A 23555-nucleotide genomic window follows, 5' to 3' on the forward strand; every position below is an offset into this window, starting at 1 on the left:
GTTGATGTCGCTCAACAGAGTGAAAAAATCCAATCCCCCGCGACCACGAGCTAAACGCCCGCCAATTACGGGGAGGCCGAATTTTAATGGTCAATAATTGGACTGTCAAGGAAAAGCGACGATTGGAACGTATGGAATCGCTTTATTTGCGTAAAAGTAAGCACCCAATAAAAAAGGCCAATCGACTATCGACTGGCCTTTTAAGAGGTTTATCCAAGTGTCTTATTCGGCGTTGTCGCCGCCGTCACTTTCTTCGTTACCAAAGTTCAAGGCGTCGGCCAATTGCTGTTCTGCTTGTTCAGCAGTAAGCTTCGGCGCTTCGCCTTGGGCCAGAGCTTCCATACGCTTACGCGCACGGTCGCGGTGATAAGCGAAACCGGTACCGGCTGGGATCAAGCGACCCACGATAACGTTTTCTTTCAGACCACGTAATGGGTCTTGCTTACCTTGTACCGCTGCTTCAGTAAGTACGCGGGTCGTTTCTTGGAACGAGGCCGCTGAAATGAACGACTCGGTTGAAAGTGAAGCTTTGGTAATACCCAACAGCTGACGCTCATAGGTCGCTGGGATTTTACCATCGGCTTCGGCTTTCGCATTCGCCGCCAATACTTCTGAAAGCTCCATCATCTCGCCTTCGAGCAATTCAGTTTCGCCTGGATTCAGGATGATCGCCTTACGCAACATCTGACGCACGATGGTCTCGATGTGCTTATCGTTAATCTTAACACCCTGCAAACGGTAAACTTCTTGCACTTCGTTGACGATGTAGTTCGCCAATGCGCTTACGCCACGCAAACGCAGAATATCGTGCGGCGCTTCTGGACCATCGGCGATAACTTCACCTTTGGTCACTTGCTCACCTTCAAAGATATTCAACTGACGATACTTAGGAATCATCTCTTCGTACTGGTCACCACCATCAGTTGGGGTGATCAATAGACGACGCTTACCTTTGGTTTCTTTACCGAAGCTCACAGTACCTGTGATTTCCGCCAAGATAGCTGGTTCTTTCGGGCGACGTGCTTCGAACAAGTCCGCAACGCGTGGTAGACCACCGGTAATATCGCGCGTTTTTGAACCTTCTTGTGGAATACGTGCAACCGTATCACCAACTTTCACTTCAGCGTTATCTTCAAGGTTAACGATCGCATTACCTGGCAAGAAGTATTGCGCAGGCATATCGGTACCAACGATGTTGACGTCGTTACCTTTCTCGTCGACCAATTTAACCATCGGACGCATGTCTTTACCGGCACTAGTACGCTGACCTGTTTCCAGTACGACGATGCTTGATAGACCGGTGAGTTCGTCCGTTTGACGGGTCATGGTGACGCCATCAATTAAGTCGACAAACTTCAGACGACCAGCTACCTCGGTGACGATTGGGTGCGTGTGCGGATCCCAGTTCGCTACGATTTCGCCGGCATCAACGCTATCGCCTTCGTTTTTCTTCAATACTGCACCGTAAGGCACTTTATAGCGCTCACGCTCGCGACCAAACTCATCAATCAACGTCAGTTCAGTTGAACGTGAAGTGATGACGATGTGTCCGTCGGTGTTCTCAACGAACTTCGCATTGTGCAGTTTCAGAGTACCATTGTTCTTAACTTGTACGCTATTGGCTGCTGAATCACGCGATGCCGCACCACCGATGTGGAAGGTACGCATGGTCAACTGGGTACCCGGTTCACCGATAGACTGGGCAGCGATAACACCCACTGCTTCACCTTGGTTAACCAAGTGGCCACGAGCCAAATCACGACCGTAACAGTTCGAACAAACACCGAAGTCAGTATCACAGGTAATGACCGAGCGTACTTTTACTTCGTCGATTGAGTTTTGTTCCAACACATCGCACATCTTCTCATCAAGCAACGTGTTCCGTGGGATCAATACATCGTTCGAGCCTGGCACCAAAACGTCATCACAGACCACACGGCCCAAGACGCGCTCACGCAATGGTTCTACAACATCACCACCTTCGATCAATGGCTTGATGTAAAGACCTTCTTCGGTACCACAGTCTTCTTCGACAATAACAACGTCTTGTGCAACGTCGACCAAACGGCGGGTCAAGTAACCCGAGTTTGCTGTCTTCAATGCGGTATCGGCCAAACCTTTACGCGCACCGTGAGTTGAGATGAAGTACTGCAATACGTTCAGACCTTCACGGAAGTTCGCCGTGATTGGTGTTTCGATGATGGAGCCATCTGGCTTCGCCATCAAACCACGCATACCGGCCAACTGACGAATCTGTGCGGCACTACCACGAGCGCCTGAGTCCGCCATCATATAAACCGAGTTGAACGAGTCTTGTTCTTCTTCTTTACCTTCACGGTTAATCACGATTTCTTTCGAGAGGTTCTCCATCATCGCTTTGGAAACTTTCTCGTTCGCGGTCGACCAAATATCGATAACTTTGTTGTACTTCTCACCCGCGGTGACCAAGCCCTGCTCGAACTGTTCTTGGATCTCAGCAACTTCTTCTTCCGCTGCTTCGATGATCACTTTCTTCGCATCAGGGATAACCATGTCATCAATACCTACCGATGCACCCGCGATCATCGCGTAGTGGAAACCGGTATACATGATTTGGTCAGCAAAGATAACCGTTGGCTTCAAGCCAAGGTCACGATACGAGCGGTTCAACAAACGGCCGATTTGCTTTTTGCCCATCGACTGGTTGATCATCTCGAACGGCATACCTTCAGGCAGAATCAATGACAAGATGGCGCGGCCCACAGTAGTGTCATATACAGTTGTGGTGTCTGTGCGCTCACCTTCTTCACTGATTTGCACTTCTTGCAAACGTACTTTGACGCGTGCGTGCAACTCAGCAACGCCAGTACGGTAAGCTTTTTCAGCTTCCTTAGCGTTTTTGAAGATCATGCCTTCGCCTTTCGCATTGATCTTTTCGCGCGTCATGTAGTACAAGCCCAAGACAACGTCTTGCGAAGGTACGATGATCGGGTCGCCGCTGGCAGGTGACAAGATGTTGTTGGTTGACATCATCAAGGCACGGGCTTCTAGCTGCGCTTCTAAGGTCAATGGCAAGTGAACGGCCATTTGGTCACCGTCAAAGTCAGCGTTATAGGCCGCACACACCAATGGGTGCAACTGAATTGCTTTACCTTCGATCAAGACCGGCTCGAACGCCTGGATACCCAAACGGTGCAATGTTGGTGCACGGTTCAGCATCACTGGGTGCTCTTTGATTACTTCGTCTAGCACGTCCCAAACTTCTGGAATTTCGCGCTCAACCATTTTCTTAGCTGCTTTAATGGTGGTCGCAAGGCCACGGCCTTCAAGCTTGCCGTAGATGAATGGCTTGAACAATTCCAATGCCATTTTCTTCGGTAGACCACACTGATGCAGACGTAACTTAGGACCAACGGTGATAACCGAACGACCTGAGTAGTCCACACGCTTACCAAGCAAGTTCTGACGGAAACGACCTTGTTTACCTTTGATCATGTCGGCCAAAGATTTTAAAGGACGTTTGTTGGTACCAGTGATGGCACGACCACGACGGCCGTTATCCAACAAGGCATCAACCGCTTCTTGTAACATACGTTTTTCGTTGCGCACGATAATGTCAGGTGCAGCAAGGTCTAAAAGACGCTTCAAACGGTTGTTACGGTTGATCACACGGCGGTACAAATCATTCAAGTCTGAAGTTGCGAAACGGCCACCATCGAGTGGTACCAACGGACGTAGATCCGGCGGCAACACTGGCAACACTTTCAGAATCATCCACTCAGGCTTATTACCTGACTGATGGAATGACTCGAGCAACTTCAAGCGCTTGCTGATTTTCTTACGCTTGGTTTCTGAATTAGTTTCTGGCAACTCTTCACGAAGCTGTTTGATATCGGCTTCAATATCAATGTGTTGCAACAAGCTTAATACCGCTTCTGCACCCATTTTCGCTTCGAATTCATCGCCGTGCTCTTCCAACGCATCCAAGTACTCTTCTTCGGTCAGGATTTGACCGCGCTCGAGTGACGTCATACCGGCTTCGGTAACGACATAAGATTCGAAGTAAAGCACACGTTCGATATCACGCAGCGTCATATCAAGCATCAAGCCGATACGGCTTGGGAGCGATTTCAAGAACCAGATGTGCGCAACCGGGCTAGCGAGCTCGATGTGGCCCATGCGGTCACGACGCACTTTGGTCAGGGTGACTTCAACGCCACACTTCTCACAAATAACGCCACGGTGCTTCAAGCGCTTGTATTTACCACACAAGCACTCGTAGTCTTTGACTGGACCAAAGATACGCGCACAGAACAAACCGTCGCGCTCAGGCTTGAACGTACGGTAGTTGATCGTTTCTGGCTTTTTCACTTCACCGTAAGACCAGCTGCGGATCATGTCCGGCGAAGCAAGTCCGATGCGAATCGCATCGAACTCTTCAGTCTGGTTTAGCGGTTTTAAAAACTTTAATAAGTCTTTCACGATTTATCTCCTGGCAATTAGCGTCCGGTTTGGTCTCAGTCTTGGTCCAACTCAATGTTGATACCTAGTGAGCGGATTTCCTTCAGCAATACGTTGAAGGATTCCGGCATACCAGCTTCCATGCGCAAGTCGTTGTCGACGATGTTCTTGTACATCTTCGTACGACCATTTACGTCGTCCGATTTCACCGTCAACATTTCTTGCAACGTGTAAGCTGCACCGTATGCTTCCAATGCCCACACTTCCATCTCACCGAAGCGCTGACCACCGAACTGTGCTTTACCACCCAGCGGCTGCTGAGTAACCAAGCTGTACGAACCGGTAGAACGTGCGTGCATCTTGTCGTCAACCAAGTGATTGAGTTTCAACATGTACATGTAACCGACCGTTACATCACGCTCGAAGCGTTCACCAGTACGTCCGTCATACAAAGTGATCTGGCCTGACTCAGGCAAGTCACCTAGTTTCAGGAGTTCTTTAATTTCACTTTCGATTGCACCATCGAAGACTGGGGTTGCCGTTGGCAAACCTTTCTTCAAGTTGTTCGCAAGACGCATCACTTCGTCATCGCTAAAGGTGCTGATATCGACTTCTTGACGCGTGTCACCTAAGTCATAGACTTTTTGCAGGAATTCACGCATCTCAGCAACTTTCGCTTGCTGTTTAATCATTTTCTCGATCTTGGTACCGATACCACGAGCCGCCAAACCTAAGTGCGTCTCAAGAATCTGACCAATGTTCATCCGCGATGGTACGCCCAACGGGTTCAGAACGATATCGACCGGATTACCTTCAGCGTCATAAGGCATGTCTTCAACCGGCTGAATGGTTGAGATAACACCTTTGTTACCGTGACGACCAGCAAGCTTATCGCCTGGCTGGATGCGACGGCGTACCGCTAAGTAAACCTTAACAATCTTCAACACGCCTGGGGCAAGGTCATCACCTTGGGTGATCTTACGACGCTTGTTTTCAAACTTGCTATCGAAGTCGTTGCGCAACTCTTCGTACTGCTGAGCAATTTGCTCAAGCTGCTGCTGTGCGTCTTCGTTCTTCAAGTTTTGCGTCAACCATTTGCTTTGCTCAAGACCAGCTAGTTTTGACTCATCGAAACCATTGGCCAGCAACAGGCTACGGGCACGCTCATAGATACCGCGCTCAAGAATCTTGAACTCATCGGTTAAATCTTTCTTAACCTGTTCAAGCTGCATGTTCTCGATATCAAGTGCACGCTTGTCTTTTTCGACGCCATCACGGGTGAAGACTTGGACGTCGATGACGGTTCCAGTCACACCGTTAGGCACACGCAACGAACTGTCTTTCACGTCCGATGCTTTCTCACCAAAGATTGCACGTAGAAGCTTCTCTTCTGGCGTCAGTTGCGTTTCGCCTTTTGGCGTTACTTTACCAACCAGAATGTCGCCACCACTTACTTCGGCGCCAACGTAAACGACACCTGATTCGTCCAGCTTGTTCAATGCAGATTCACCAACGTTCGGAATGTCCGAAGTGATTTCTTCCGCACCTAGCTTGGTATCACGGGCGACACAGCTGAGCTCTTGAATGTGGATAGTGGTCAAGCGATCTTCTTGTACCACACGCTCCGAGATCAAGATGGAGTCCTCGAAGTTATAACCATTCCAAGGCATGAACGCGACGCGTAAGTTTTGCCCAAGGGCCAAGTCACCCATATCGGTTGACGGGCCATCGGCCAATACATCACCACGCATGACCGGCTCACCAACGTTGACGTTAGGGATTTGGTTAATACAGGTGTTCTGGTTTGAACGGGTGTATTTCACAAGGTTATAGATATCGATACCAGCTTCGCCAGGTACCATCTCTTCCTCGTTAACTTTTACCACGATACGGCTAGCGTCAACTTTATCGACTACACCACCACGCTTCGCAACAACAGTTACACCTGAATCCACAGCTACGGTACGTTCAATACCAGTACCTACGAGCGGCTTATCTGCACGCAATGTTGGTACCGCTTGACGTTGCATGTTCGATCCCATCAAAGCACGGTTGGCGTCATCGTGCTCAAGGAATGGAATCAAGCTTGCCGCGATCGAAACGATCTGCTGCGGAGAAACGTCCATATACTGGACTTGTTCTTTTGACATCAATGTCGTTTCACCTTTATGGCGACACGGCACGAGGTCTTCGGTCAACTCACCTTTGTCGTTGGTCTTCACGTTCGCCTGGGCGATGACGAATTGACCTTCTTCGATAGCTGACAAGTAATCTACGTCATCAGTTACAACGCCATTATCGACGCGACGATACGGAGTCTCTAAGAAACCGTATTCGTTGGTACGCGCAAACGTTGACAACGAGTTGATCAAACCGATGTTTGGACCTTCAGGCGTTTCGATTGGGCACACGCGACCATAGTGCGTTGGGTGTACGTCACGAACCTCAAAGCCTGCACGTTCACGGGTCAAACCACCCGGACCAAGCGCAGAAATACGACGCTTGTGCGTTACTTCTGACAACGGGTTGTTCTGGTCCATAAACTGTGACAGCTGGCTTGAACCAAAGAACTCTTTCACCGCAGCACTGATTGGTTTCGCGTTGATCAAGTCTTGCGGCATGATGCTGTCAAGGTCACCAAGGCTCAAACGTTCTTTAACTGCACGTTCGACACGCACCAAACCAACACGGAATTGGTTTTCAGCCATTTCGCCCACTGAACGAATACGGCGGTTACCGAGGTGGTCGATATCGTCCACTTCATCAACACCGTTACGGATTTCGATCAGTTTACGCATGACATCAATGATGTCTTCGTTGGTCAGGGTACCCGGACCGGTTAAGTCATCACGACCCAAACGGCGGTTGAACTTCATGCGACCTACCGCTGACAAGTCATAACGGTCATCGCTGAAGAACAAGTTATCAAATAAGGCTTCCGCCGCTTCTTTCGTTGGCGGCTCGCCCGGACGCATCATACGGTAGATTTCTACCAAAGCTTCCAAGCGGTTGTTGCTTGGATCGATGCGTAAGGTTTCGCTCATGTACGGACCGTGATCGAGGTCGTTCACAAACAAAGTTTCAAATTTCTTGAAGCCCGCTTCACGCAACTCAGCCAACAATTCTAGAGTCAGTTCTGCGTTTGCTTCTGCAACCACTTCACCGGTCTTCTTATTGACGTAATCTTTTGCGAGAACTTTGCCTACCAAATACTCAAGCGGAACTTCCATTTCTGGCTGGTTCAAGCCTTCAATTTGCTTGATGTGACGCGCAGTAATACGACGACCTTTTTCGACGATCATCTCGCCGTCATCGTTTTTAATGTCAAACTTCGCGGTTTCACCACGCAGGCGCTCAGGCACCAACTGCATGAATACTTTCTTGCCACGGAACTGGAAATACGTTGTGTCGAAGAACATCTCAAGGATTTCTTCAGTGGTGTATTCAAGTGCGCGCAAAATAATCGACGCCGGCAATTTACGACGACGGTCGATACGTACAAATACGTTGTCTTTCGGATCGAACTCAAAATCCAACCAAGAACCACGGTATGGGATCACCCGTGCGTTATAAAGAACTTTACCTGACGAATGGGTTTTACCCTTGTCATGATCAAAGAACACGCCCGGCGAACGGTGTAACTGAGAAACGATAACACGCTCGGTACCGTTAATAACAAAAGTACCGTTTTCAGTCATTAATGGGATTTCGCCCATATAGACTTCTTGCTCGCGCATATCTTTAACGGTGCCTGCCGCTGCTTCTTTATCATAAAGAACCAAGCGCAGTTTCACTCGCAATGGAGCAGAATATGTAATGCCACGAATTTGACATTCTTGAACGTCAAACACTGGCTCACCAAGGTGATAGCTCACGTACTGCAATTCCGAATTACCTGAATAGGCGGCAATCGGAAATACTGAGCGGAAAGCTGCTTCCAGACCATTATTACCTTCTGGATCCAGCTCAATAAATTTTTTGAATGAATCTAATTGGATTGACAACAGGTAAGGCACTTCAAGTACATGAGGCCGCTTACCAAAATCCTTGCGAATACGTTTTTTCTCAGAGTAGGAGTACGCCATGGGGTTCCTCAGCTAGCTGATTGATGACCCTAACCACCGGGGAGTCGATGGTTAAAAACAAACTTGTTACAGCTTGTCGTTCCCGTTTTTGTCACCGCGAGCATGCACCCCAATAACGGGCAAAAATGATACATGCTTAACAGCGCAAAAAGCCTGGTGACTCAAAAAGTCACCAGGCCTAGGCCTATGCGGCCAGTTTTTGTGTCAGTCGTTGATTATTTAACTTCAACTTCTGCACCAGCTTCTTCAAGCTGCTTTTTCAGTTCTTCAGCTTCGTCTTTCGCGATGCCTTCTTTAACGGCTACCGGTGCAGACTCAACCATAGCTTTCGCTTCTTTCAGGCCAAGACCAGTTGCTGCGCGAACTGCTTTGATTGCGCCAACTTTGTTTGAACCAGCTGATTTCAATACTACGTCGAATTCAGTTTTCTCTTCTGCAGCAGCGTCGCCGCCTGCAGCTGGGCCAGCAGCTACTGCAACAGCAGCAGATGCGTCAACACCGAATTTCTCTTCAGCAGCTTCGATCAGTTCTACCAGTTCCATTACTGGCATTTCGGCGATTGCATTCAAGATATCTTCTTTAGTAAGAGCCATAACTCTAAACTCCTGGGTTATAAATTACAAAAAAATTGGTTAAAAAACCGCTTCTATTTAGCGTCTTTAATTGCCGCCAACACACGCACAAACTTAGTAGGAACTTCGTTAACTGTACGAACGAACTTACTAACAGGTGCCTTGAAGGTGGCCAGCAATTTCGCCAATGCTTCGTCACGCGTCGGAAGTGATGCAACTGCATCAAGTTTGTCTGCGCCCATAACACCGCTACCGATGTGGAGAGCAGTTACTTTCAGGTGCTTGTTCTCTTTAGCGAAGTCTTTGAACAAACGAGCTGAAGCGCCCGGTGCATCCAAAGAAAAGCCGTAAACAAGTGGACCTTTCAGTACTTCGTCCATGTCGTCAAACTGCGTACCTTCAAAAGCACGTTTCGCGAGGGTATTCCGAATAACTTTCAGATATACGCCTTGCTCACGCGCCTGACGGCGCAGCACGGTCATGTCCGCAACTTCCATACCGCGATACTCAGCAACAGCGACGGATAGAGCGTTTGAAGCAACTTCGTTAACTTCTTTAACGATTGCTTTTTTTGCTGCTAAACCTAGTGCCACTGATATCACCTCTTTTTTTAGTTCTTGGCATAGCCGCGAACTATCGTTACACATAGGTAGACCGGGATTGCATCTACCACGTTGTCACGGTGAATCTCTTACCCAGAGAGTCTGAGCCGGATTACACCATCTGCGCAGGAAATTAAGTGTCGCTAATCATTTCTTCTCAGAAATCACCGCGAGACACCTGCGGTCTTGGACGGGAGCCACATTCACTAAGTTATTACACGAAGTGGCGACTCCAACCCATAAAACCTTATTTGCTTTCTAACGTACCTTGGTCGATGGCTACGCCAGCGCCCATAGTCGTTGATAAGCTAACTTTCTTGATGTACTGACCTTTCGCTGAAGAAGGCTTCGCTTTCTTCAATGCTGCCAGCAACGCTTCTAAGTTTTCTTTCAACTTGTCGTTATCGAAATCAACTTTACCGATAGTCGCGTGGATGATACCCGCTTTATCGTTGCGATAACGAATCTGACCAGCTTTCGCGTTTTGTACAGCGGTCGCAACGTCAGGTGTTACAGTACCAGTCTTCGGGTTTGGCATTAGACCACGTGGACCTAAGATTTGACCCAACTGACCGACCACACGCATTGCGTCAGGTGAAGCGATAACAACGTCAAAGTTCATTTCGCCTTTTTTCACTTGTTCTGCAAGGTCTTCCATACCAACCAAGTCAGCACCAGCTTCTTTAGCTTTGTCTACGTTTGCGCCACTAGTAAAAACAGCTACGCGAACGTCACGACCAGTACCGTTTGGCAATACAGTAGCGCCACGAACGTTTTGATCAGATTTACGAGCGTCGATGCCGAGGTTGACAGAAACATCAACGCTTTCTTTGAATTTTGCAGTTGCCAATTCTTTCAAAAGAGAGATCGCTTCGTTGATTTCATAATCACGAGCTTCAACTTTCTCTTTGATCAGGCGAGCGCGTTTGCTTAATTTAGCCATCTTACAGACCCTCCACATTCAGGCCCATCGCACGTGCAGAGCCGGCGATAGTACGTACTGCTGCATCAAGGTCAGCCGCTGTTAAGTCAGGCTCTTTAACCTTGGCAATCTCTTCCAACTGAGCACGGGTAACAGTACCCACTTTCTCAGTGTTAGGACGACCTGAACCACTCTTGATTCCTGCAGCTTTCTTCAACAAGAATGCAGCTGGAGGAGTCTTGGTGATGAACGTGAAAGAACGGTCTTCGAATACTGTAATTTCAACGGGAACTGGCGCGCCTTTTTCAAGCTGATCAGTTGCCGCGTTGAATGCTTTACAGAATTCCATGATGTTCACACCGTGCTGACCAAGTGCTGGACCAACAGGAGGTGACGGGTTTGCTGCACCAGCTGCAACTTGCAGCTTGATGATAGCGCTAACTTTCTTAGCCATGTTTATATACCTCTTGGTTTGGGTCTAACGCCTTGTAAGTCTTCAATTTTTGCTACTTGTCGTAAGCAACAAAAACCAAGGGGTGACTTACTCAAACGGCTCCCCGACGTAAAAAAGGAGGCGAAGTATAGCTGTTATCGCACTCCAATGCAATACAAAAAACGTACAGCGTTGTTTATGTTTTAGGCTTTTTCTACTTGCCCGAATTCGAGTTCTACTGGTGTTGCACGACCGAAGATCGAAACCGATACCGTTAAGCGACTCTTTTCGTAATCAACACTTTCAACGGTTCCGTTGAAGTCGGCAAACGGTCCATCATTCACACGTACAACTTCACCTGGCTCAAACAACGTCTTCGGCTTAGGCTTATCAACTGACTCTTGCAGACGGTTGAGGATAGCGTCAGCTTCTTTCTGCGTAATTGGCGTTGGGCGATCTTGCTTACCACCAATAAAGCCAAGTACACGCGGAATGCTTTTCACTAAGTGCCACGACTCGTCGTCCATGGCCATTTCCACTAGAACATAACCAGGGAAGAATTTGCGCTCGCTCTTACGACGCTGACCAGCCTTCATTTCGACAACTTCTTCGGTTGGGACGAGAACTTCACCGAACTTGTCTTCCATGCCATGCATTTTGATGTGTTCACGCAATGACTGCGCGACTCGTGCTTCAAACCCTGAAAAGGCTTGAACTACGTACCAACGTTTTTTAAGTTCGCTCATCGCTTAAAACTCCAGTCCGGTGAAGAATCCAACAACGCGTACCAGAATCGCATCCATGCCCCACAGAATCAATGAAACAATCGCGGTTGCAACAACCACAATAATTGTTGTTTGAGTTGCTTCTTGGCGCGTAGGCCATACGACGCGACGTACTTCAGTGCGGCTTTCTTTCGCAAAGCTACGAAAACGACGGCCTTTGCCGGTCATGCCAGCAACGATACCCGCCACTGCAACAAGCACGACAACCGCGATGGCGCGATAAAGTACAGAAACTGTTTCACCGTAGTAGTAATTACCCAATACAGCGGCAGCCAAAAGCGCGATAGCGATGATCCACTTAATGCTATCGAAAGAACTGCTTTGCGTTTCGGAAGTAGCACTCATTATTCAATCCTGTATTTGAAAAAACCGTTGTTTGCTATTTGCTGTTTGCTGTTCGAAAAAGCGTTCTCAACAAACAACGAACAGCGAATAGCAAACAGCGAATTTATGTTGGCAGGGGTGGAGGGATTCGAACCCCCAACCGTCGGTTTTGGAGACCGCTGTTCTACCAATTGGAACTACACCCCTGCAATTAACCATCTGATGACGGAAAATGGACGCTGTATTATACCGATCAAGGCGCTTAAAACAAGAGCCAAACGAAGAGCGTTGTTCGATGTTCGCTGTTCGCACGTTCGCTGCGCTCACTTTTCGTTGAAAGCGTTTGGTGTTCCATGTTTTGGGTTTAAACGAACATCAAATAGCGAAGAGCGAACAACACTTTTCGCCCATTAAAAAAGGGAGCCGAAGCTCCCCTTTTATAGCTTTACCCGTAGTAGAACTACGGGCTACGTCGCAGTATTAGTCTAAGATCTTAGATACTACGCCGGCGCCTACAGTACGGCCACCTTCACGGATTGCGAAGCGCAAGCCTTCGTCCATCGCGATTGGGTGAATCAAGTCAACAACAAACTTCAAGTTGTCGCCTGGCATTACCATTTCTACGCCGTCTGGCAATTGCACTGCGCCAGTTACGTCAGTTGTACGGAAGTAGAACTGTGGACGATAGCCTTTGAAGAACGGAGTATGACGACCGCCTTCTTCTTTGTTCAATACGTAAACTTCCGCTTCGAACTTGGTGTGCGGAGTGATTGAACCTGGCTTCGCCAATACTTGGCCACGTTGGATCTCGTCACGCTTCGTACCACGCAACAACGCACCGATGTTCTCACCTGCACGACCTTCGTCAAGCAACTTACGGAACATCTCTACACCCGTTACGATCGTCTTCGTAGTGTCTTTGATACCTACGATTTCTACTTCGTCACCAGTGCGCACGATACCACGCTCTACACGACCTGTTACTACAGTACCACGACCTGAGATCGAGAATACGTCTTCGATTGGCATGATGAACGGCTTATCGATATCACGCTCTGGCTCTGGGATGTAGTTATCCAAAGCTTCTGCCAATTCTAGGATTTTCGCTTCCCACTGCTCTTCGCCTTCCAACGCTTTCAACGCTGAACCTTGAATCACTGGCAAGTCGTCACCTGGGAAATCGTACTCAGAAAGAAGTTCACGAACTTCCATCTCTACCAATTCCAACAACTCTTCGTCGTCTACCATGTCACATTTGTTCATGAAAACAACGATGAACGGCACGCCTACCTGACGTGACAACAAGATGTGCTCACGGGTTTGTGGCATAGGGCCGTCAGTGGCTGCTACTACCAAGATAGCGCCGTCCATCTGCGCAGCACCGGTGATCATGTTTTTCACATAGTCAGCGTGTCCTGGGCAGTCTACGTGTGCGTAGTGACGCGTCGGAGTATCGTACTCAACGTGTGAAGTTGAGATGGTGATACCACGCGCTTTTTCTTCTGGTGCGTTATCGATCATTGCGAAGTCTTTCGCAGCGCCACCGTAGGTTTTTGCCAAAACGGTAGTGATCGCAGCAGTCAGAGTAGTTTTACCATGGTCAACGTGGCCGATAGTACCTACGTTCACATGCGGTTTCGAACGTTCAAATTTTTCTTTTGACATGACAGCCTCTCTTTGGACAACGTACGGTGGTTAAACACCTAAATTGAGTCAAGTTTACGTAACCGAGAAGAATGCTTTGAAGGGGTTGGACCGATGAGATGGTGCTGATAGGCGGATTTGAACCGCCGACCTCACCCTTACCAAGGGTGCGCTCTACCAACTGAGCTATATCAGCACTTACAGATTATTGGAGCGGGTAGTGGGAATCGAACCCACATCATCAGCTTGGAAGGCTGAGGTAATAGCCATTATACGATACCCGCATGCCTTGAATCGGGCCACCTCAAACCATTCTGAACTCACCGCATTAAACAGACAATGCAAATTGGTGGAGGGGGCAGGATTCGAACCTGCGAAGGCTGAGCCGTCAGATTTACAGTCTGATCCCTTTGGCCACTCGGGAACCCCTCCGAACAAATTTTGAGTTGGTGCCGGCAGAGAGAGTCGAACTCCCGACCTACTGATTACAAGTCAGTTGCTCTACCAGCTGAGCTATGCCGGCACCCCGGTTAGGTGGAGCGCATTCTATTGTATCGATTTTGATGATGCAATAGGAAATGCTGATTTTTTTACGATTCCGCGACTGTTTGGTTAATTTGCGAACGGATGTTGCAAAATAATCGTTTCTGCGCGGTCTGGACCTGTCGAAATAATGTCCACAGGAACACCAGTTAGTGCTTCGATACGCTTGATGTAAGCAAGCGCCTCTGTTGGTAAATCTTTGTGCTCAGTAATACCTACTGTGCTTTGGTCCCAGCCTGGCATACTTTCGTAAATCGGCTCTACACATTCGTAGTCTTCCGCGGCCATTGGTGGGTACTCGGTTATCGTACCATCAGGTAGCTGGTAACCGGTACAAATTTTTAATTCTTTTAAACCGTCTAAAACATCTAGCTTGGTTAAGCAGAACCCGCTCACGGAATTAATTTGTACCGCTCGGCGCGCTGCCACAGCGTCAAACCAACCTGTACGGCGTTTGCGACCGGTGGTAGCGCCAAACTCATGCCCTTTCACGCCAAGGTGCTGACCAACATCACAATCCAGTTCCGTTGGGAACGGACCACTACCTACACGTGTGGTGTAGGCTTTCACGATGCCTAAGACGTAGTCAATGTAACGAGGACCAAAGCCAGCACCGGTGGAAACCCCACCTGCTGTGGTATTCGATGAGGTTACGTAAGGATAGGTACCGTGATCGATATCCAGCAAGGTGCCCTGCGCACCTTCAAACATGATGTTCTCGCCAGCTTTCCGCGCATCATCAAGGAGCGACGGAATGTCGGCGACCATGCCCTGTAACTGCTGAGCGACCTCACGGCAATAGGCAAGCACATCATCAACATTCACTGCCTCAACTTGATAATAATTGACCAAGGTGAAGTTATGGAATTCGACCACTTCACGCAGCTTTTCTTCAAATCGTGCAAAATTAAATAAATCACCGACGCGCAAACCGCGCCGCGCAACTTTATCTTCATAAGCAGGGCCGATGCCACGCCCAGTGGTACCAATCGCCTTGTTACCACGCGCTTTCTCGCGCGCCTGGTCTAAAGCAATGTGGTAAGGCAAAATCAATGGGCAAGCTTCGCTAATAAGCAAACGTTCACGAACCGGAACGCCGCGCTTTTCAAGCATGGCAATTTCTTCCATCAAGGCTTCCGGCGAGAGAACCACGCCATTACCGATCACACATTTCACGTTGTCGCGCAAAATGGCTGATGGAATAAGATGAAGAACGGTTTTTTCGCCGTCGATGACTAAGGTGTGACCGGCGTTGTGTCCGCCTTGATAACGAACTGCCAACGAAGCTTTATCGGTAAGTAAATCAACAATCTTACCTTTACCTTCGTCACCCCACTGCGTGCCGAGAATTACGACGTTTTTACCCATGATTAGTGCTACCAGCGTTACTGTTGAAAAAACAGGCGGCGATTTTAACAGGTATTTGCCGCCTTCGGTAGCCCATCGGGGTCAGCTTAACGCTTTTTTCAAGCGCTGATAGTCAGACGCATCGTGATACAACGCAAATCCAAAACGCAAGCGCTTACCACGGTAGTCGGTTTCAACACCACCATGTTGCAGTTGCTGCGCCAAAGTTGCGACCTCGGCAGCTGATGGCAGCTCAAACGTAAGAAAATGACCATGTTCCGCTAAGTCATCAACCAATAGCGCGGCGCGATTCAACAGCGGATGTTCAAGTTCATCAACCACCGCCAAAAAATTGGCCTGTAACTGCTGTACATACTGATGAATGGTAGCAACCGTAATGCCGTCGTTGCGCCACCACTGCAATACTGCCTCGAGTCGGTACAATGCAGTAAAGTCCATGGTCGCACCGGCAAAACGCATACCGTCACTCGCATACTCCACGTGAGTTTGCTGGGGCTTCGCAAGATTAGCAAAGTCAGCAAACCACCCAGTATACTCTGGGCGCAGTGCGGTGCCCTTTGGCACACTCATGAAGCAACAGCCTTCGCCAGCCTGCAGATACTTATAGGCGCCCGCCACATAAAAAATACGGCCAGCAACATCATGCAAACTCGTCGGCAACGCACCACAACCATGATAGCCATCAATAATCACTTGCGTTGCTTCAGGTACCAACTCCAACCAAGTGCCTACCCATGGCGCCACAACCCCCGAATTAAAAAACACTTGGCTGCAAAAAATCAGATCGAACGACTGCTGTTGCACGGCTTGTTGCCAACGCTCAGCAAAGGTTGCGCACGGTTCACAACTAACGCGCACCACGTCGACATTCGCGCGTTCTTCAAGACGCCGAACCTGGCGCGAAAAACTATGAAACTCACCATCACTCGTCAATATCCGCAGCGGTTGAGCTGGATCAAAACAGCTGATCACTCGGTACAACAATTCATGCGTGTTATTGGCAAAGACAAATTGCTCTGGTGCAGGGTGGTCAAGTAGCTCTGCCAACAGTTTTTGCACGCGTGGTAGGCGTTCACCGAAAATCATATCCCACTTATGATCGACGCCTTTGGCACTATCGTCCCAATACGCAAGCTGTGCGGCACGGGTAACGTCAGGCCAATAATGATGGCTGTGAGGCGAGCAATGAAGGGTCTCGGGATGCTGCTTGAGAAAGTGTTGATAATGCTGCTTATACGACATAAAAGATCCAACTGCGCTGTTCGCTGTTCGCTTCCATAAAAAAGCCGGCGCTGGGCCGGCTCTCGATTATTTTCCTGAAATGTTCTTCAAGTATTTGAAGAAGTCGCTATCAGGCTCGAGGACAATCACATCATTGCCTCGTGCAAAGCTTGTTTCATAAGCTTGCAAGCTTCGCAAGAACTGGAAGAACTCCGGATCTTGCTGGTAAGCCTCGGCATAGATACCAGCCGCTTCAGCATTACCTTCACCGCGTAGTTGACGCGACTGACGTTCAGCGTCCGCAAGCATTACGGTCACCCGAGCATCGACGTCGGCGCGAATAAACTCTGCTTGCTCACGACCTTCAGAACGATGTTCACGCGCAACAGCTTCACGTTCCGCGCGCATCCGCTGGAAGATCGACTGACTGACTTCGGTCGGCAGGTTGATTTGCATCACCCGCACGTCAATCACTTCAATGCCGAGTTCTTGCGCACTGTCTGCACCGCGAATCAGAGCTTCGCGCATCAGGTTGTCACGTTCACCCGAAACGATTTCCTTAATCGTACGACTACCAAACTCTGCACGCAGGCCGCTGTTCACACGACGTGTTAACAGAGCCTCGGCTTGCGCTTGATTACCGCCATTGGTCGACAGGTAATACGTCGCAAAGTCAGAGATACGCCACTTCACATAAGTATCAACGATAAGGTCTTTCTTCTCACTGGTAACAAACCGGTCTGGGTCACCATCGAGCGTTTTGAAACGTGCATCAAGGCGCTTAACGTTTTCGATCAGCGGTAATTTAAAGTGTAAGCCTGGTTCGTAAACCGTTGGCATACCAGTGTCCGCATCACGCTGAACTTTACCAAATTGGATAACGATCGCTCGTTCACCTTCGTTCACCACAAACAGCGATGAGAAACCGAGGATCACGGCAATAATCACGAGTACTGCAATTAAGTTTTTCATAGCTTAGCCTCGACCTCCGTCGTACCGGTCACTTGTGCGGCCAGTTGAATTCGTGGATGTACCCTGACGGCTGTTGTTAGAGCGCGTCGAGTTCGTTGAGGTTGAGTTTTGTCCGTCGCTGCTGCCGGACATGTTGCTCGAACTATCAGTATTGCGGCGTTGTTGCTCGAGGATCTTGTCTAGTGGCAGGTACATCATGTTGTTGCTACCTTCCACATCAACCATCACCTTGGCGGTATTGGCGTAGATTTTCTCGAGTGTTTCTAAATACAAACGATCGCGCGTCACTTTTGGTGCCTTTTTGTATTGCGGCAGTAACTCGTTGAAACGCGCAATTTCACCCTGCGCTTTTAACACTTGCTGTTCGCGATAGGCTTGCGCTTCTTGCAGAATACGACGCACTTGCCCACGAGCTGTTGGTTCTACTTCACGCGCGTAAGCTTCAGCTTCACGAATAAAGCGTTGCTCATCCTCTTGGGCAGCGATCGCATCATCAAAAGCATCTTTAACCGCTTCTGGTGGACGCGCTGGCAACAAGTTGATATCAACGATTTGAATACCTAACTGGTAAGGTGCAATGATATTTTCCAACAGCTCCAAAGTATTGGTTCGCACGTTTTCACGACCCACGGTTAATACTTCGTCCATGGTCGTGTGACCCACCACATAACGCAAGGCACTATCGGTGGCCTGCGCCAAGCTGTTATCGGCATTCTCAACGGCATAGAGGTAGTCACGCGGGTTGATGATGCGATATTGCACATCAAGCTCAACATGCACAACGTTTTCGTCTTGCGTCAACATGAAGCCTTCAGACTGGAACTGGCGAACGTTACTTACATCGACCATTTCAACACTGTCGATGAAAACCGGACGCCAATGCAGTCCTGATTCCACGAGGTTGTGGAAATTACCAAAACGCAATACCACACCGCGCTCTGCTTCTTTTACTGTGTAAAAACCGGCAATGAACCATACCACTACCAACAACACAGCAATGATGCCGAAACCTTTGCTTGGAAAACCGCCGCTCGACGATGACGAACCACCGCCCTTCTTACCTGAGCCGCCTATCCCAAATTTGCTTAAAAGATTGCGTACCGCTTCATCAAGGTCCGGTGGACCCTGATCGCGACCGCCTTGGTTTTTCCATGGATCACGGTCGTTATTGTTACCGTTTCCCGGTTGATTCCAGGCCATTGACTACTCCAACTGTAGATCGAACTGTAAATGAATTTTGTCGTCTGTAATGAGCTATTCTACAAAGCCTTGCAAACTATCGCCATACTCATCGGCAACTTGTTTACATAAACGCTGCCAATCCACGGCCGACATACGCACTTTCATGGCAAGCGCACCATCGTCACAAGCCGCCTCTTCAGTGACACTATTGAGTGCGTAAAGCCGACCACGCAACTTACCCATCGACGGCGGGATCTTTAACGCAACATTGACCATCGCTGGGCGTAGGCGTTGTTCGAGCGCCTGTTTCAGCAGCTCCGCGCCTTCGCCTGTTTGTGCCGATAACCAAACCCGCACAGGTTGCTGTTGGTCATCGTAATCGATACGTGCTTCGCCCGCATCGAGTCGGTCGATTTTGTTACAAATTAATAATTGCGGTACTTCATCAGCGCCAATCTCGTGTAAGACCTCGGTCACTTGCTCGACATTCTCTTGCTGCCGCTCATCACTAATATCGATAACGTGTAATAAAAGATCAGCGTCTTGCGTCTCTTGCAGTGTAGCTTTAAAAGCCGCAACAAGTTCATGAGGCAGATGTCGGATGAAGCCTACGGTGTCGGCTAAAATAATGGGCCCGACGTCAGGCAACTCAAGCTTACGTAAGGTCGGATCAAGCGTCGCAAACAACTGGTCGGCGGCGTAGACATCAGCTTCAGTAATTCGGTTAAATAGCGTCGACTTACCGGCGTTGGTATAGCCTACCAAAGATACCGTAGGTATTTCGGCACGCTGACGCGCGCGTCTACCCTGCTCGCGCTGCTTCTGCACCTTTTGTAAGCGCCCGAGGATGTTCTTAATACGGCCACGAATCAAACGACGGTCAGTCTCAAGCTGCGTTTCACCAGGACCGCGTAACCCGATACCACCCTTTTGCCGTTCCAAGTGCGTCCAACCTCGTACAAGCCGGGTCGAAATATGCCGAAGCTGAGCAAGCTCAACTTGTAATTTACCTTCGTGAGTCCGTGCTCGTTGCGCAAAAATATCGAGGATTAAGCCGGTGCGATCTAAAACTCGGCATTGGCACAATTTCTCAAGGTTACGCTCTTGGGTAGGCGACAAACTGTGATTAAAAATGACAATATTAGCATTGTGCAGCTTCACGGCTTCGGCGATTTCCTCGGCCTTGCCGCTACCCACGAAAAAGCGCGAACTCGGTGTCGAGCGCGCAGCAGTAATCACCGCAAGCGTTTCAACGCCAGCGGAAGAGACCAACAATTTAAGTTCAGAGAGGTCTTCCCGATCGGTTTCCGCCGGGAAATCAACGTGCACCAGGATAGCCTGTTCACCACTTTCAAACCTATCAAACAAGCTATCACTGCTCCTTCAAGAATCTTAGTTTAATCAATCGCCTCATCACCCGCCGCTTCTTGCTGCGGCAAGTAGTTTTGCGGAATCCGCGCCGGTACTACGGTCGAAATCGCATGCTTATAAACCATCTGGCTGACGGTGTTCTTTAGTAAAATCACAAACTGATCGAACGACTCAATTTGCCCCTGTAGTTTGATACCGTTCACCAAATAGATGGACACCGGTACGCGCTCCCGACGCAAAGCATTCAAAAACGGGTCTTGTAAAGTTTGCCCTTTAGCCATTTTCGCATCCTTTTTCTTTTTATTGTTTTAGTCCGGCAGCTTACTACAGACCACAGGTGCCAGTCCGCTCAACTATAGTCTAACCTTTATCTTTTACCAGCTGCGCTGTTATCGTTTTTCGTACTTACCTTAACTATAAGGCCAAATTGTAGGCTTTCAAGGTTTGATTCGTGTAAAGTTTTCAGGCACTTCTCGACAATACGCTAGTGCTTGGTCAAGCAGATCTGGTGCCAAACTATCGAACCAGCGCACCCCCGGCCATTTGCGCAACCACGTCAATTGCCGCTTCGCTAATTGCCGGGTCGCAAAAATACCTTTGTCGACCATGGTTTGGTAATCATCGGCGCCATCCAAATACTGCCAAACCTGCCGATATCCCACACAGCGCAACGCTGGCAAGTCTAAATGTAAATCACCGCGCGCACGCAAGGCTTTGACCTCGTCAATGAACCCTTGTTCCAACATTTGTCGAAAACGTAGAGCTATACGTTCGTGCAACACTTCACGCTGCGCTGGAGCGACCGCAAGTTGAATCACTGGGTAGTTGAGCGCCCCCTGTCGAGTTTGCGTCAGCTCGGTCAACGATTTTCCGCTTATCTGATACACCTCTAACGCGCGGATCAGTCGCTGCGGATCATTCGGGTGGATTCGCGTAGCACTAACGGGGTCAACCGCTGCAAGCTCCGCGTGCAGGGTGTCACTTCCTTCACTCGCTAAACGGGCAGTTAAATCGCGACGCACCGCTTCATTCGCCTCTGGCAATTCCGACATACCCTCTAACAACGTCTTGAAGTACATCATCGTACCGCCGACCAGTAACGGTATCCGTCCGTTTGCCAAGATCGACTCGATCTCACGTTTTGCATCGTTAGCAAACTGTGCTGCCGAATAACGCTCGGCAGGATCACAAATATCAATCAATCGGTGCGGTGCAGCCGCTAATTCCTCAGCGGTCGGCTTGGCCGTGCCAATATCCATGCCGCGATAGATTAAGGCCGAATCAACCGAAACGATATCTGCTCCCAGCTGTTGGCTGAGGTCAATCGCTAAGCCCGTTTTACCCGCCGCAGTGGGGCCGTAAAGGCAGATAACATAGGGTTCATTCATCGCAATGGCTCCGGTAGTTCAGGTAGTTCGACGGGCAACGTGTAGACATCGTCAGCTGCGAGCTTTTGTTGCCATACCTGCCACCAATGTTCCGCTTGAACGTGGCTGTAGTGCTGACTAACTTGCAAACGTGCAAACCACTGCCAAAACTCACGCGGTGGTTCGTCATGCTGCTCTAACATGCTCGCAACCTCGACCAAACTCGCCGCAATGTCACTGTGGCGAAGTGCACTCGGCACCTGTTTTACGAGCCAATTTCGACCTTCTTGCGTCAGCATGATACCTAACTGCGCCCAACGGTTGTTGTCGATGCGCTGCACGCGCGCCAACAATTCGGTGTCAGTGATTTTTACGGGGATTAGTAACGGCTGTCCCGCAAGGCCAGTCTGAAACTGCTGTTGCCACTTCGCTGCATGGTAATGTTGCTCGACAGCTTGCAAATGCAGAAGCTTAAGCTCTTGCGCCGCGTTTGTTGGCTGTTGGAAAAGTGCAAAACGTCCTGCCAGTACAGTTAAGAAGGTAGGCGATTCCGCCATGCTCAGTCCTTCTACTGCGGTCATCTGCGGCGCCTCGCTGAATGTCTTGCCATACTCTTGGGGCGACCGCTTAAGTCCCGGCAGAGGAGTGCTTGTGCGTGGCGGCAACTCTGCAACTTGTTGCCGTAAGTTTTCGGGTGCAGCCTTGTAGTGATGCTCCGCCGCCCCTGCGGCGCTAATGCGCAAGCCCTCACGCACGGTTTGCAAGACAAAGTCATGAATTTGCCGAGCGTGATGAAAACGCACCTCATGTTTTGCTGGATGTACATTCACATCAACATCGTGGGGTGGTAATTCCAAATACAGCACATAAGTTGCTGAGCGATCATCACTCAGGCTGTCACCGTAAGCTTGTCGTATGGCGTGATTCAACATGCGATCACGCATCATGCGACCATTTACGTAAAAATATTGCGCATCGCCCTGATGTCGGCAGTGGTTAGCGTCGACCACCCACCCCCAGAGCCGTACCCCCATATGTTCCGCTTCAATCAAGCGTGCATGTTCGGTAAAACGACTACCGACCACTTTAGCGATGCGCTGTAAGGCATCCGGTGCTGCCACTGCGGGGTAATTACGCACCGTTTTCTGGTTATGATTCAGCACAATACGAACATCAAAGCGACTTAGCGCAATGCGTTTAAGCAGGTCATCAATATGGGTGAATTCGGTTTTGTCGGTACGTAAAAACTTACGCCGCGCCGGCGTATTAAAAAACAGGTCTTCAACATCAACTGTCGTCCCATCGGGGTGACTCGCCGGTGCTAATTCAGCACTCATGTCACGGCCCTCAACCCAAGCTCGCCAAGCTTGCTCTTGAGCTGCTGGTTTCGATGTTAGTGTTAAGCGCGCCACAGAACTTATACTCGCCAGCGCCTCACCACGAAAGCCTAGACTTTGAATTGCCTCCAAGTCTGCGAGCGACTGAATTTTACTGGTGGCGTGACGCGCCAAAGCCAGCGCCAGCTCCTCTTTGATAATTCCTGCGCCATTGTCACGAATTCGAATTCGACGTCGACCGCCCTTCTCGATATCCACCGTGAGTTGGTCTGCTCCCGCATCCAAACTGTTTTCAATGAGCTCTTTGACGACCGAAGCAGGACGTTCTATCACCTCACCTGCGGCTATTTGGTTCGCCAGGCTTATCGGGAGTAACTGTATGGGCAT

At 49.3% G+C, this 23555-nt stretch carries 17 protein-coding genes and 5 tRNA genes; all 22 read right to left on the bottom strand.

Annotated elements, in window-relative coordinates; genetic code table 11:
• Positions 1–222 precede the first annotated feature (222 nt).
• The 22 genes from rpoC to mutL all read right to left on the bottom strand — a co-directional run bounded on the left by rpoC (position 223) and on the right by mutL (position 23555).
• Positions 223–4461: a DNA-directed RNA polymerase subunit beta' gene (rpoC, locus tag NV375_RS07150; RefSeq protein ID WP_258807488.1), complete on the bottom strand. Its 4239-nt coding sequence runs from the start codon at positions 4459–4461 to the stop codon at positions 223–225.
• A 35-nt stretch (positions 4462–4496) separates the two neighbouring features.
• Positions 4497–8525 carry a DNA-directed RNA polymerase subunit beta gene (rpoB, locus tag NV375_RS07155; protein WP_258807489.1) on the bottom strand — a complete coding sequence of 1343 codons (4029 nt, stop codon included), beginning with the start codon at positions 8523–8525 and terminating at the stop codon, positions 4497–4499.
• 215 nt (positions 8526–8740) lie between these two features.
• Entirely contained in the window at positions 8741–9118 is a 378-nt protein-coding gene (gene rplL, locus NV375_RS07160) for a 50S ribosomal protein L7/L12 (RefSeq protein ID WP_126771758.1), read from the bottom strand.
• A gap of 53 nt (positions 9119–9171) precedes the next feature.
• Positions 9172–9690 (bottom strand): 50S ribosomal protein L10, encoded by a 519-nt coding sequence (gene rplJ, locus NV375_RS07165; RefSeq protein ID WP_258807490.1) that lies wholly within the window; start codon positions 9688–9690, stop codon positions 9172–9174.
• A 256-nt stretch (positions 9691–9946) separates the two neighbouring features.
• Positions 9947–10642: a 50S ribosomal protein L1 gene (gene rplA / locus NV375_RS07170; protein ID WP_258807491.1), complete on the bottom strand. Its 696-nt coding sequence runs from the start codon at positions 10640–10642 to the stop codon at positions 9947–9949.
• Position 10643: 1 nt separating this feature from the next.
• Positions 10644–11075 carry a 50S ribosomal protein L11 gene (gene rplK, locus NV375_RS07175; protein ID WP_126763538.1) on the bottom strand — a complete coding sequence of 144 codons (432 nt, stop codon included), beginning with the start codon at positions 11073–11075 and terminating at the stop codon, positions 10644–10646.
• A gap of 182 nt (positions 11076–11257) precedes the next feature.
• Positions 11258–11800, bottom strand: coding sequence for a transcription termination/antitermination protein NusG (gene nusG / locus NV375_RS07180; protein ID WP_126771764.1), 543 nt, complete (start codon positions 11798–11800; stop codon positions 11258–11260).
• Positions 11801–11803: 3 nt separating this feature from the next.
• Positions 11804–12184 (bottom strand): preprotein translocase subunit SecE, encoded by a 381-nt coding sequence (secE, locus tag NV375_RS07185; protein ID WP_126771766.1) that lies wholly within the window; start codon positions 12182–12184, stop codon positions 11804–11806.
• Between the two features lie 109 nt (positions 12185–12293).
• A tRNA-Trp gene (locus NV375_RS07190) sits at positions 12294–12370 on the bottom strand.
• Positions 12371–12643: 273 nt separating this feature from the next.
• The gene (tuf, locus tag NV375_RS07195) at positions 12644–13828 is read right to left on the bottom strand and encodes an elongation factor Tu (protein WP_258239816.1); all 1185 of its coding nucleotides are present in this window, start codon (positions 13826–13828) and stop codon (positions 12644–12646) included.
• A gap of 99 nt (positions 13829–13927) precedes the next feature.
• Positions 13928–14003 (bottom strand) — tRNA-Thr (locus NV375_RS07200).
• Between the two features lie 13 nt (positions 14004–14016).
• Positions 14017–14091 (bottom strand) — tRNA-Gly (locus NV375_RS07205).
• Positions 14092–14154: 63 nt separating this feature from the next.
• Positions 14155–14239, bottom strand: a tRNA-Tyr gene (locus tag NV375_RS07210).
• 15 nt (positions 14240–14254) lie between these two features.
• Positions 14255–14330, bottom strand: a tRNA-Thr gene (locus NV375_RS07215).
• A gap of 89 nt (positions 14331–14419) precedes the next feature.
• Positions 14420–15718, bottom strand: coding sequence for an adenylosuccinate synthase (locus NV375_RS07220; protein WP_126771770.1), 1299 nt, complete (start codon positions 15716–15718; stop codon positions 14420–14422).
• Positions 15719–15799: 81 nt separating this feature from the next.
• A complete protein-coding gene (locus tag NV375_RS07225; protein WP_258807492.1) occupies positions 15800–16960 on the bottom strand; it encodes an aminotransferase class V-fold PLP-dependent enzyme in 1161 nt (386 codons plus the stop codon).
• Between the two features lie 66 nt (positions 16961–17026).
• Positions 17027–17911, bottom strand: coding sequence for a protease modulator HflC (gene hflC, locus NV375_RS07230; protein ID WP_258807493.1), 885 nt, complete (start codon positions 17909–17911; stop codon positions 17027–17029).
• Between the two features lie 3 nt (positions 17912–17914).
• Positions 17915–19111 (bottom strand): FtsH protease activity modulator HflK, encoded by a 1197-nt coding sequence (gene hflK, locus NV375_RS07235; protein ID WP_258807495.1) that lies wholly within the window; start codon positions 19109–19111, stop codon positions 17915–17917.
• A gap of 54 nt (positions 19112–19165) precedes the next feature.
• The gene (gene hflX, locus NV375_RS07240) at positions 19166–20461 is read right to left on the bottom strand and encodes a ribosome rescue GTPase HflX (RefSeq protein ID WP_258807496.1); all 1296 of its coding nucleotides are present in this window, start codon (positions 20459–20461) and stop codon (positions 19166–19168) included.
• Positions 20462–20490: 29 nt separating this feature from the next.
• The gene (hfq, locus tag NV375_RS07245) at positions 20491–20745 is read right to left on the bottom strand and encodes an RNA chaperone Hfq (protein WP_126753540.1); all 255 of its coding nucleotides are present in this window, start codon (positions 20743–20745) and stop codon (positions 20491–20493) included.
• 156 nt (positions 20746–20901) lie between these two features.
• Positions 20902–21852: a tRNA (adenosine(37)-N6)-dimethylallyltransferase MiaA gene (gene miaA / locus NV375_RS07250; RefSeq protein ID WP_258807497.1), complete on the bottom strand. Its 951-nt coding sequence runs from the start codon at positions 21850–21852 to the stop codon at positions 20902–20904.
• A complete protein-coding gene (gene mutL / locus NV375_RS07255) occupies positions 21849–23555 on the bottom strand; it encodes a DNA mismatch repair endonuclease MutL (RefSeq protein WP_258807498.1) in 1707 nt (568 codons plus the stop codon). Before mutL ends, miaA begins: the two co-directional genes overlap by 4 nt.

This window comes from Pseudidiomarina sp. CB1, from assembly GCF_024752025.1.
GTDB lineage: Bacteria > Pseudomonadota > Gammaproteobacteria > Enterobacterales > Alteromonadaceae > Pseudidiomarina.

What these genes read in the sequence shown, in the direction of transcription:
- hflC (WP_258807493.1), bottom strand. Translation starts at nt 17,911, where the DNA reads ATGAAAAACTTAATTGCAGTACTCGTGATTATTGCCGTGATCCTCGGT.
- rplK (WP_126763538.1), bottom strand. Translation starts at nt 11,075, where the DNA reads ATGGCTAAGAAAGTTAGCGCTATCATCAAGCTGCAAGTTGCAGCTGGT.
- nusG (WP_126771764.1), bottom strand. Translation starts at nt 11,800, where the DNA reads ATGAGCGAACTTAAAAAACGTTGGTACGTAGTTCAAGCCTTTTCAGGG.
- hflK (WP_258807495.1), bottom strand. Translation starts at nt 19,111, where the DNA reads ATGGCCTGGAATCAACCGGGAAACGGTAACAATAACGACCGTGATCCA.
- rplL (WP_126771758.1), bottom strand. Translation starts at nt 9,118, where the DNA reads ATGGCTCTTACTAAAGAAGATATCTTGAATGCAATCGCCGAAATGCCA.
- mutL (WP_258807498.1), bottom strand. Translation starts at nt 23,555, where the DNA reads ATGCCCATACAGTTACTCCCGATAAGCCTGGCGAACCAAATAGCCGCA.
- NV375_RS07220 (WP_126771770.1), bottom strand. Translation starts at nt 15,718, where the DNA reads ATGGGTAAAAACGTCGTAATTCTCGGCACGCAGTGGGGTGACGAAGGT.
- secE (WP_126771766.1), bottom strand. Translation starts at nt 12,184, where the DNA reads ATGAGTGCTACTTCCGAAACGCAAAGCAGTTCTTTCGATAGCATTAAG.
- NV375_RS07225 (WP_258807492.1), bottom strand. Translation starts at nt 16,960, where the DNA reads ATGTCGTATAAGCAGCATTATCAACACTTTCTCAAGCAGCATCCCGAG.
- rpoB (WP_258807489.1), bottom strand. Translation starts at nt 8,525, where the DNA reads ATGGCGTACTCCTACTCTGAGAAAAAACGTATTCGCAAGGATTTTGGT.
- hfq (WP_126753540.1), bottom strand. Translation starts at nt 20,745, where the DNA reads ATGGCTAAAGGGCAAACTTTACAAGACCCGTTTTTGAATGCTTTGCGT.
- tuf (WP_258239816.1), bottom strand. Translation starts at nt 13,828, where the DNA reads ATGTCAAAAGAAAAATTTGAACGTTCGAAACCGCATGTGAACGTAGGT.
- rplA (WP_258807491.1), bottom strand. Translation starts at nt 10,642, where the DNA reads ATGGCTAAATTAAGCAAACGCGCTCGCCTGATCAAAGAGAAAGTTGAA.
- miaA (WP_258807497.1), bottom strand. Translation starts at nt 21,852, where the DNA reads ATGAATGAACCCTATGTTATCTGCCTTTACGGCCCCACTGCGGCGGGT.